General features: G+C 71.0%; 1 protein-coding gene. It reads right to left on the bottom strand.

Features of this window, described 5'->3' with window-relative positions:
* Positions 1–734, bottom strand: a 734-nt coding sequence (locus AA75_RS29425) for a helicase-related protein (protein WP_255369530.1), incomplete at its 3' end; no start/stop codon positions are given.
* Between the last annotated feature and the right edge of the window lie 28 nt (positions 735–762).

The raw sequence follows: 762 nt of genomic DNA, 5'->3' as shown, positions 1-762 counted from the left end.
TCCCCGGCACCGAGGATGACCGGCACCACGATGGTGGCGACCTTCCCACTGCCCGGCTTCATCCGCAGCGCCCGGCCCACGGCCTGCACCAGGTCCACCATCGATCCGCGCACGTCGGCGAAGAACACGCTGTCACAGTCGAAGGTATCCACACCCTCGGACAGCACCTTGACCGAGGCCAGGATGTAGCGCAGCAGCCGCAGTCCGTCGTCGGCGATCAGCGAGGAGAAGGTGCCGAGCGTCTTGCGCCGTTCGGCGACGGTGTGCTCGGACTCCAGCCAGCTCGTGCCGATCAGCTCCGCGGACGGGTGCAGCGCGGGGTCCTGATCCCACAGCACCTTCGCCACGTCCCCGAGGCCGGCACTCAGCGCCCGGGCCTCCGCCACGAAGTGATGGAAGCTGAGGACCCGGCCCAGGTCCCACTCCGCTGCGGCGGTCAGCACGGCGGTCTGAAGGGCCGCGAGGCGGGCGCCCCGGTACTCCGCCGACCGCTCATCCGCACCGCGCTGCTCCAGGCCCTGGAGGACCGGGTCGGCCACGTCCACGCACACGATCCGGTACGGGGCGATCACCCCGTCGGAGATCGCGGTGCCGAGGGGGTAGTCGTGGGCCACCGGGCCGAACAGCGCCTCGTCGTCCATACTCGCGATCAGCTCGGCCGACTCGATCCCCGCCGCCGCCACCCGCATCTCGTCCTGGGCCTTGACGGCCCACAGGCGCGGGGTGGCCGTCATGAACAACCTGCGGTCACACGGGATCCGG

Source organism: Kitasatospora sp. MBT63, from assembly GCF_000710465.2.
Classification (GTDB): domain Bacteria; phylum Actinomycetota; class Actinomycetes; order Streptomycetales; family Streptomycetaceae; genus Kitasatospora.
The sequence above is the reverse complement of the archived record's forward strand: the minus strand, read 5'-3'. Positions and strand labels throughout refer to the sequence as shown.